This is a genomic window from Actinomadura sp. 7K507 (assembly GCF_004348425.1).
In the GTDB taxonomy this organism is placed as follows: domain Bacteria; phylum Actinomycetota; class Actinomycetes; order Streptosporangiales; family Streptosporangiaceae; genus Spirillospora.
The window spans coordinates 1-8,894 of the sequence record NZ_SMKK01000316.1; the positions used below are offsets into that span (position 1 = coordinate 1).

Consider the following 8,894-nt stretch of genomic DNA (forward strand, 5'->3'; position numbering starts at 1 on the left):
GCCCAGCCCCCACCCCCGGTACCGGCCGATGCCGCCGAACCCGCGGCCCCGCACCCGGCGGAGCCGGACCGGGTCCGGGTCCTCGTCCTCCAGGACCTCCCCCAGCCAGGTGTCCCGGAGAGCGGCCGGGCCATGGACCGCGAGCCTCCCCGCCCGGGACTCGGGCGGCTCCTCGGTGAGCATCCGGCGGGTCAGCCTGCCGTCGCGGGTGAGGCGCAGCCCGCGGCCGCGCAGCAACCCCTCATCGCGCATCCCGTCCGCGACGGCGGCGACCTCCGGCGAGGCGGCGACCGCCGCGATGACCTCCTTGAGCGGGAGCCCACCGCCGGGGATCGCGTCGAGGGCGGCCTCCCGCACCCAGTCCTGCTCCTGCTCCGGGTCGGCGGGCCGGCGCCGCAGGATCTCGACCCGGCGCGTCCCCCGGGTGATCCGGATGCGGCTCTCGTCGTACAGCAGGAGCAGCGCGACCTGGGCGACCCTCACGGCCCCGCCGCACAGCATGGCGTCGATGTAGTGTTCGAATTCGTCGGACGCTTCGGAGTCGTCGAACTCCTCGATGTCGTCGACGTCGGACTCGCTCATGGAGACCCCCTGGGGGTGAGCCGTCGTCCATGAGACGCCTGAGCGGCGGTACCGGTTGTCTACTCGGCGGGCTCCAGCGTGAGCGAGACCGAGTTGATGCAGTAGCGGTCGTTGGTCGGGGTGTCGTAGCCCTCACCGTGGAACACGTGCCCCAGGTGCGAGTCGCACGCGGCGCACCGCACCTCGGTGCGCGCCATGCCGAGCGAGCGGTCCTCGATCAGCGTGACCGCGTCGGAGCCCGACGGCTCGTAGAACGACGGCCAGCCGCAATGGCTCTCGAACTTGGTCTCCGAACGGAACAGCTCCGTCCCGCAGGCGCGGCACCGGTACACGCCGACCGTCTTGGTGTCGTTGTACTCGCCGGTGAACGGCTTCTCGGTTCCCGCCTCCCGCAGCACGTGGAACTCCTCCGGGCCGAGCTCCGCCCGCCACTCTTCCTCGCTTTTGCGGATCTTCTCCATGCCATCGAAGGTACCCGGTGGGGTCGTTCCGGTGGACTGTCGTGCCCGTGGGTTAACGTGCCGTCATGGCCTCGCCCTTCATCGAGATCCCGGTCGGGGATCGGCTCGTCAAGGTGACCAACCCCGACAAGGTCTACTTTCCTGAACACGGCTACACCAAGCGGCAGCTGGTGGAGTACTACATCGCCGTGGGCGAGGGCATCGTCCGCGCCACCCGCGACCGTCCGACGACGCTGGAGCGCTGGCCCGCCGGCGTGTTCGAGGGCGCCCGGCTGGCCACCCGGGAGGACTACGCGCGCGGCCAGTCGGGCATGGGCGCCGGCAAGTCCGACGCGTTCTACCAGAAGCGCATCCCCAAGGGCGCGCCCGACTGGGTGCAGACCGCCCGGATCGCGTTCCCCAGCGGCCGGTCCGCCGACGAGGTCTGCCCCACCGAGCCCGCCGTGATCGCCTGGGCCGCCAATCTCGGCACGCTGACGTTCCACCCGTGGCCCGTCCGCAAGGGCGACGTCGATCATCCGGACGAACTGCGCATCGACCTCGACCCGCAGCCGGGCACCGACTTCTCCGACGCCGTCCGGGTGGCGCTCGGCCCGGCCCGCGAGCTGCTGTCCGAGCTGGGGTGCACGGGCTACGTCAAGACGTCCGGCAAGGGCGGGGTGCACATCTACGTGCGCATCGAGCCGCGCTGGACGTTCACCGAGGTCCGCCGCGCCGCCCTGGCGTTCGGCCGCGAGGTCGAGCGCCGCGCCCCCGCCGAGGTCACCACCCGATGGTGGAAGGAGGAGCGCGGCGAGCAGATCTTCATCGACTACAACCAGAACGCCCGCGACCGGACGATCGCGTCGGCCTACAGCGTCCGCCCGGCGCCGCACGCCCCGGTCTCGGCGCCCGTGACCTGGGACGAGCTGCCGGACGTCGACCCCCGCGACTTCACCATCGCCACGATGCCCGCCCGCTTCGCCGAACTCGGCGACCTGCACGCGGGCATCGACGACGAGCCGTTCTCCCTTGAGGGCCTCCTCGACCTGGCCGACCGCGACGAGCGCGACCACGGCCTCGGCGACATGCCGTACCCGCCGAACTATCCGAAGATGCCCGGCGAGCCGAAACGCGTCCAGCCCAGCAAGGACACCGACAACCATTGACTGCTCCCCTCCCTGAAGGGAGGGGTTTCTTCAAGTCCCTCCCGCCATGAGATGTGCGAGGATTTACGGCTCAGGCCGCCTCTCGCCCCGGCGGGGCGGGAGGTCTTGCGCCATCGGCACCGTCCGGGGCCAGACCCGCCCGGACCAGCATCACCCGCGCGGAGTTCTTGTCCCTGGGACGGGACGTCCCGCACGCGGTGCAGGTGTAGATGCGTTCCGACTGCGGCAGGCGGTGCTTGGCTCTCGCTCCGCAGTGGCCGCAGTCCATCGTGGTGTACGCCGGATCCACCAAGCGGACGTCCCGGCAGTGTTTGCGGCCCATCTCGATCAGGGCCTTCTTAGCCTGGCCGATTGCGGCGTCAGCGGCCTTTCGCGCCATCGTGCTCTTGGCCAGGAACTTGGGGCGGAAGTCCTCGACCGCGACCGCGTCGAAGTCGCGGGCCACCTTCTTGGCCCATTTGCGGGCATCGTCCTGGCGTTGGCACGCGACCTTCTGGGCGGCTTTGGCGGCCTGCCGCTGCGCTGCGCGGTACCCCTGGGACTGCTGCTTGCCCTTGGGGGCGCGGCGCCGCGCCATCTGCCGCTGGTATCGGGCAAGTTTGTCGGCGGCCTTGCGGCCGTGCTCGGGATGCGGCAGGTCGTGGGTGTCGCTGGTGGTGGTGGCGACCTGTGTCACGCCCCAGTCGACACCGATCACCCTCCCGGCCGCCGGGAGCGGCTCGGGCTGCGCCGGGACAACGAACGAGGCGTACCAGTGCCCGAGGCAGTCGCGGGAGATCCGCACCGAGGACGGGGCGGCGGGCAGGTCCCGCGACCACACCACCGTCACCACGATGCCCCCGGCCAACCGCAGGCGGCCGCCGGTGAGGCGGAACCCGCGGCGGGTGTAGTTCAGCGTCGGGGCGGCCAAGCCCCGCTTCTTGAACCGGGGCAACCCCGCCCGCTGCTTGACGGGCAGCCCCTTAGCGATGTCCTTCAGCGCCTTGGCGCGGGACTTGCCGAAATCCCGGATGACCTGCTGCTGCGGCACCGACGCGCCCGCACCCAGCCACCGCTTCCCCGAGCGCCAGCCCGTCAGCATCCTGTCCAGCCCCGCCGGACCGCACGCCTCACCCGCCCGGTGAGCGGCCCTGGACCGGGCCACGCACTCGTTCCACACCCACCGGCAGCGGTCCCACTCGGCCAGCAGCGCACGCTCAGCGGTCGACGACAACCGCAGCCGGTAAGAGTACCGGGCGTTCCCGCCACCACCATCCTCGCCGTCCGCATCCGCCACATCACCGAACGTACTCGAACGAGTGTTCCCGTGCGTGCGTTTCCGCGGAGTTCTCCACCGACCAGCACAGCACGCTACGCGGACCCCACCGGCGTCCACGCCCGCCTCACCAGACAGGCCGCGCCAGACGCCGATCCGCCCAGGGCGGATCGGCTTTCCCTCCCCCGCTTAAAGTCGGGACACGAATTCCTCCCCGGCCTGAAGGCCGGGGGCATCCTCCGGAAATCCGGTGACAACCGGCGACCGCTGACAAGGGACGGCCCGCCGCCCCGGTCGGGAGGGGCGGCGGGCCGGACGGGGCTCAGTGGAACTCGCGTTCCTGGACGGGGAGCGTGACGCCGGACGGGCCGCGCCAGGGCGCGTCGGGCTGCGGCGGGGCGACCATCGCGGTCGGCTCGTCCGCCCCGATGACCACGGGGATGCGGACGGAACTGCCGCGCAGGTCCACCGTCACCTTGGCTCCGGTGGGCGTCTCGGTGTTGTAGTCGGAGTCCGTCCCGGCGAGGACCAGCGCGAGCCGGTGCCCCTTCTTCAGCAGGTATTCCTGGCTGAGCGACTCCCAGCGGACGTCGTAGTACCGTCCCGGCTTCAGCGGGCTGGGACGGCTGAGCGACCGGTGGTTCTGGGCGTCGAGCCAGCCGCGGGCGACCACGTTCACCGGTGAGGTGGCCGTCCTGACCTCGGTCTCCTTGTAGCAGGCGTCGTCGGCGGGGGTGCTCTCGCCGTGGCAGGACTCGGTGTCGAGGGTGCGGATGCCCGCGCCCGGGCCGAGGTGGTCCACGCGCTCGTCCTCGCCGTAGTCGACGAGCAGCGCGGTGACATTGGACGTCGGCTTGTCCAGCTTGATCCTCAGCCGGGTCTCGGGTGTGCCGGACAGCCGTCCCGTCATCGGCAGCGGGCCCGAGACGAACGCGGCCCGGAACGGCTGCTCCGCCGTCGGGTCGCTGACCATCGCGCCCTCCGGATACCCGTCGCCGCGCGGCCCGGGAGCGTCGGTGAAGGTGGCGGTCGAGCCCCTCGGGGCGCGCTTCAGGCCGAGCGTGCCGTCCTCCCCGGGCCGCAGGGTGATCCTGCGCGCGTCGCGGGACGGCCAGTCCGACTGGGTGATCCACTGGTCCGGGCCGGTCTCGATGTCGGCGCGCGGCTCCCGCAGGACACCGTTGCGGATCTTGTGCAGTTCGTGGTCGAACCACTTGTGCAGCGCGGCCACCCAGTGGTCCCGCCGGAAGTCGAACGGGTCGACGTGGCCGCGCTGCGTCAGCCACACCTTGCGCTCGACGCCGTGCCGGGCCAGGGCCTTCCACCACTCGGCGAAGTGGTCGGCCTTCACGTTGAGGTCGTTGACGGCGTGCACCGCGAACACGCTCGCCCGCACGCGGGAGGCGCGGGCGATCGTCCCGTGCCGGTAGTCGGCGGTCTTCCAGTAGGCGTTGTAGTTGCCGGTCGCGTCGTCCTCTCCCTCGTCGAGATCGGCGTTGACGGCGGCGCACTTCTCCGGCGGGTCGGTGTCGACGTAGTCCGCGAGCCACGGCTGCTCGTCCGTCCAGTACTTCACGCCGTTCATGCGGCTGTAGTCGTACCAGCTGCTGATCGACGTGATGGGGACGATCGTCTCCAGGCCGCGGACGCCGGTCGCGGCGACGCCGTTGGCGAGCGTCCCGTCGTACGACTTGCCGATCATGGCGGTGCGGCCGGTGGTCCAGGTCGCCTCCACCGGGCTGCCGTCGGCCCGGTACGCCTTGGCGCGCCCGTTCAGCCAGTCCACCACGGCCTTGCCGCCGAGGACGTCGGTCGGCCCGCCGCTGACCGGGCAGCCGTCGGAACGGGTCGTCCCCACCATGTCGACGGCGAGGAACGCGTACCCGCGCGGAACGAAGTAGTTGTCATAGACGAGCGGGAACTTCACCGGGTTCCCGTCGGCGTCGTAGGTCTTGCGCTCGCTCTCGTTGCCGCGTCCCGCGTTGTCGTAGTACGGGCTCTCGTCCATGATCACCGGCACCTTGAGGCCCTGCTCGGTCTCCTTGGGCCGGATGATGTCGACGTTGACGCGGTCGAGCTCGCCGTCGCGGTCGCTGTCCACACTCGACTCGACGTACACGTGCTCGCGGATCGCGTCCTTGTAGGAGAAGACCGGCTGGGTCACGCCGCCCTTCACCACGATCTTGGGGGACGCCTGCGCGACCGCCGCCGCGCCGCCGCCGCCGAAGGCGAGCGCAGCGCCGGTCAGCACGGCCACCGTCGTCGTCCGCCGGGTTCGTCTCAGGGATCGCCTGGCCAACCCGCACCTCCCGGGAATCGGAAAATGATCTCTACGGAGGCACACGTTCCTCGCCCGGCGACGCCCGGTAAAGAGCGCCGTACGACGAACTCGGACCGGATTTGGTCATGTCCTGCTCTTGCGTCCACCGGGCGGCCCGTATCCGATATATCGGGCTGTCCGTGAACGGTGGCGGGGATGCCCGTCCGCCCGCCGGGCATCCCCGCCCCCATGGGTTGGCACTATCGAAAATCGACCCGGGTGGGTCCGTTCCGCTTCAACCTCTCCCGCAAGGGCGTCGGGCACAGCGTGGGGGCGCGCGGCGCCCGCTACAGCCGCTCGGCGGACGGGCGCCGCGCGATGACGTTCCGCATCCCCGGGACCGGCCTGTCCTGGCGCCGCCCCCTCGGCAAGCGGCGCTAGCGCACCGGCGCCTCCTGCCCCAGGGCCGAGAGGAGGGGCGGGAGGCCGTTGTCGTGGACGGCCGTCAGGCGGCGGGTGGCTCGGGTCAGGGCTACGTAGAGGTCCTGGCCGCCCTTGGGGGACTCGGCGAGGATGCCGGACGGGTCGACGATGATGACGGAGTCGAATTCGAGGCCCTTGGCCTCTTCGGCGGTCAGGATGACGGTGGGGGAGTCGAGGGCCTCGGGGGTCGCGCCGGCGGCGGCGTCCGGGAGGGCCTCCCGGACGGCGGCGTGGCGGGCGGCGGAGGTGATGACGGCGAGGCGGCCCTCCTTGAAGGCGCCGCCGATGCCGTCGGGCGTTCCGCCGGTGATGAGTGACAGCTCGGATTCGATGAGGGCAGGCAGGGCGGTCACCGGCATCGCGATCGCGGTCGGCGGGGGACCGTCGTCGCGGACGGGTTCGGGTGGGGTCTGGTCCGGGGCGACGGCGGCGAGGACGTCGGCGGCGACCCTCATGATGGCGGCCGGGGTGCGGTAGTTGACCATGAGGCGCTGCTCGCGCCAGCGGCCCGGGACGTAGCGGTCGAGCATCCCGCCCCAGGACGCGGCGCCGGCCGCGTTGCCGGTCTGGGCGATGTCGCCCACGACGGTGAGGGAACGGGTCGGGACGCGCCGCATCACGGTACGCCAGGCCATCTCGGACAGTTCCTGGGCCTCGTCCACGATCACGTGGCCGTACGCCCATTCGCGGTCGGCGATGGCGCGCTGGGCGGTGGTGAGCGGCGGGCCGTCGTCGTGGTGGCGTTCGGCCAGCTCGCTCGCGGAGATCAGGTCGCTCGCCGCGATCAGGTCGGTGACGCCGGTCGTCTCCATGACCTCGCGGGCGTAATTCTCCTCCTGGGCGCGTGCGGCGTTGGCGGCGCGCCGGCGTGCCTTCTCGGCGGAGTCGTCCTTGCCGAGGAGTTCGGCGGCCTCGTCGAGGAGGGGGACGTCCGAGATCGTCCATGGGGCGCCGGGCCGGCGGTGGAGGAGCGTGCATTCGAGGCCCGTTTGTGCGCCTGCTCGGGCCAGCGCATCGGGGTCGGCGTAGAGGCCGGTCAGGAGCTGCTCGGGGGTCAGTTCGGGCCAGAGGTCGTTGATGGCGGCCTGGGCGGTGGGGTCTTGCCAGAGGGCTTCCTTGGCCAGGCGGAGGTCCGTCTCGTCCAGCAGGGGCTCGTCTTCGGCCTCGTCGATGAGTTCTTGGAGCCAGCTGGGGAGGCCGCCGCTTTTGGCCATCTCTTCCAGGGGCTCGTCCATGATGCGGTCGTACTGCTCGGCCCTGTTGGTGGCGAGGGCTTCCAGAATGTCGTGGACGAAGCGCCGCCGCTGGACGTTGTGGGGGAGTCGCAGGGCGCGGGCACGGTCGCGTATCTGCGCGCACTTCCCGGCGTCCACGACCAGGGTGAGGCCCTCGGTCTCGATGTACAGGCCGTCAGCGGGGACGCGCTGCCGGTCGTGGACGGCCGCCTCCATCACGTCCGCCATCCGGTGGTCGCCCTTGATGACGGCCACCTCGGGAGGGTCGGACTCCGTCGCCTTCAGGCCCGGGTACAGCGCACCGACCGTGGCCAGGGCGACGTCGTTCTCGCCCAGGCCGGGGAGCACCTGCTCGATGTAGCGGAGGAACGTGGCGTTCGGGCCGACGACGAGCACTCCGCGCCGTTCGAGGACGTCCCGGTGCGTGTAGAGGAGGTACGCGGCCCGGTGCAGCGCGGCGACCGTCTTTCCGGTGCCGGGGCCGCCCTGGACGACGAGGACGCCCTGCAGTCCGGAGCGGATGACCTGGTCCTGCTCCTCCTGGATGGTGGCGACGACGTCGCTCATCCGGCCGGTCCGGCCGCGGCGGAGCGTGGCGAGGAGGGCGGCCTCGCCGACGATGCCGCTCCGCTCGGACTCGTCCAGGCCCTCCAGGTCGAACACCTCGTCGTCCAGCCGGACGACCTCGCGGCGGCGCAGGTGCAGGTGGCGGCGGCGCGCGAGCGTGCCGGGGGCGCCGGGGGTGGCGGTGTAGAACGGGCGGGCCGCGGTGGCGCGCCAGTCGATCAGGACCGGTTCGTGGTCCTCGTCGCGGAGGCCGACGCGGCCGATGTAGAACGTGTCGCCGGGGCCGTCGGCGTCCGCGCGGTGGTCGATGCGGCCGAAGCACAGGCCGTCCTCCACGCCGCCGAGCCCGGCCAGCCGGCGGGCCGCCTCGTCGGTGGCGACGGCGCCCTCCAGCCGGGCCTGGAACGCGCTGCCGCCGCCCCCGGCCGGGCCCTCGCGCAACGCGGCCTCCGCCTTCTGCCGCTCGACGTCGAGCCGTGCGTAGACGCGGGACACGTACTCCTGTTCGCCGCGCATCGCGGGCGAATCTGCGATTTCATCGCGTTCCGGGTTGACAGCGTCGGCTTGACGGGTCTCCATGCCTCGGCTACACTCCTAGTCATAGGATGGAATTTTTGTGCGCAATTCGTAAGTCGCCACCCTAGCATCCGTCTTTCCCGCTGCGCGTGATCGGCTAGCGCTCTTTCAGAAGATCATCAGTGTTGCGGCGGATGTCATCTTCACGGTGCCTCCTGGTCACCGGCCGTGGCGAGGCTCTCCGGCAGTCCATGCCGGAACCTCCGAAAGGTCGCTTTCTCCATGGCCGACACCGCACGTCCGCTCGACCGGCGCACTCTCCTGATCGCCGGCGGCCTCGCCACCGCCGTCGCCGTGAACCCCCGCACCGCCCACGCGGCCCCCGGC

Annotated in this window: 7 protein-coding genes; 2 read left to right on the plus strand and 5 right to left on the minus strand. The window is 71.5% G+C overall.

Going from position 1 to position 8,894, the window contains the following annotated elements:
- A partial coding sequence (locus tag E1285_RS40695; protein WP_132159943.1) for a TIGR04222 domain-containing membrane protein occupies positions 1-582 on the minus strand: 582 nt, incomplete at its 3' end.
- 59 nt (positions 583-641) lie between these two features.
- Entirely contained in the window at positions 642-1,043 is a 402-nt protein-coding gene (gene msrB, locus E1285_RS40700) for a peptide-methionine (R)-S-oxide reductase MsrB (protein ID WP_132159944.1), read from the minus strand.
- 65 nt (positions 1,044-1,108) lie between these two features.
- Here msrB and E1285_RS40705 point away from each other — a divergent pair, with 65 nt between their 5' ends.
- Entirely contained in the window at positions 1,109-2,191 is a 1,083-nt protein-coding gene (locus E1285_RS40705; protein WP_132159945.1) for a DNA polymerase domain-containing protein, read from the plus strand.
- Between the two features lie 70 nt (positions 2,192-2,261).
- On the opposite strand, the gene E1285_RS40710 is transcribed toward E1285_RS40705, so the two are convergent.
- Entirely contained in the window at positions 2,262-3,467 is a 1,206-nt protein-coding gene (locus E1285_RS40710) for an RNA-guided endonuclease TnpB family protein (RefSeq protein ID WP_132159946.1), read from the minus strand.
- A gap of 301 nt (positions 3,468-3,768) precedes the next feature.
- On the minus strand, positions 3,769-5,703 hold the full coding sequence (locus E1285_RS40715) for a Xaa-Pro dipeptidyl-peptidase (RefSeq protein ID WP_132159947.1): 1,935 nt from the start codon (positions 5,701-5,703) through the stop codon (positions 3,769-3,771).
- 252 nt (positions 5,704-5,955) lie between these two features.
- On the opposite strand from E1285_RS40715, the gene E1285_RS40720 reads away from it, so the two are divergent.
- The gene (locus E1285_RS40720; RefSeq protein ID WP_132159948.1) at positions 5,956-6,147 is read left to right on the plus strand and encodes a DUF4236 domain-containing protein; all 192 of its coding nucleotides are present in this window, start codon (positions 5,956-5,958) and stop codon (positions 6,145-6,147) included.
- Here E1285_RS40720 and E1285_RS40725 read toward each other — a convergent pair.
- Positions 6,144-8,507, minus strand: coding sequence for an AAA family ATPase (locus E1285_RS40725; protein WP_243723402.1), 2,364 nt, complete (start codon positions 8,505-8,507; stop codon positions 6,144-6,146). The genes E1285_RS40720 and E1285_RS40725 overlap by 4 nt on opposite strands.
- Positions 8,508-8,894: the final 387 nt, after the last annotated feature.

Coding starts and splice junctions, on each gene's coding strand:
- E1285_RS40705 (WP_132159945.1), top strand. CDS start 1,109: ATGGCCTCGCCCTTCATCGAGATCCCGGTCGGGGATCGGCTCGTCAAG.
- E1285_RS40725 (WP_243723402.1), bottom strand. CDS start 8,507: ATGCGCGGCGAACAGGAGTACGTGTCCCGCGTCTACGCACGGCTCGAC.
- msrB (WP_132159944.1), bottom strand. CDS start 1,043: ATGGAGAAGATCCGCAAAAGCGAGGAAGAGTGGCGGGCGGAGCTCGGC.
- E1285_RS40720 (WP_132159948.1), top strand. CDS start 5,956: ATGGGTTGGCACTATCGAAAATCGACCCGGGTGGGTCCGTTCCGCTTC.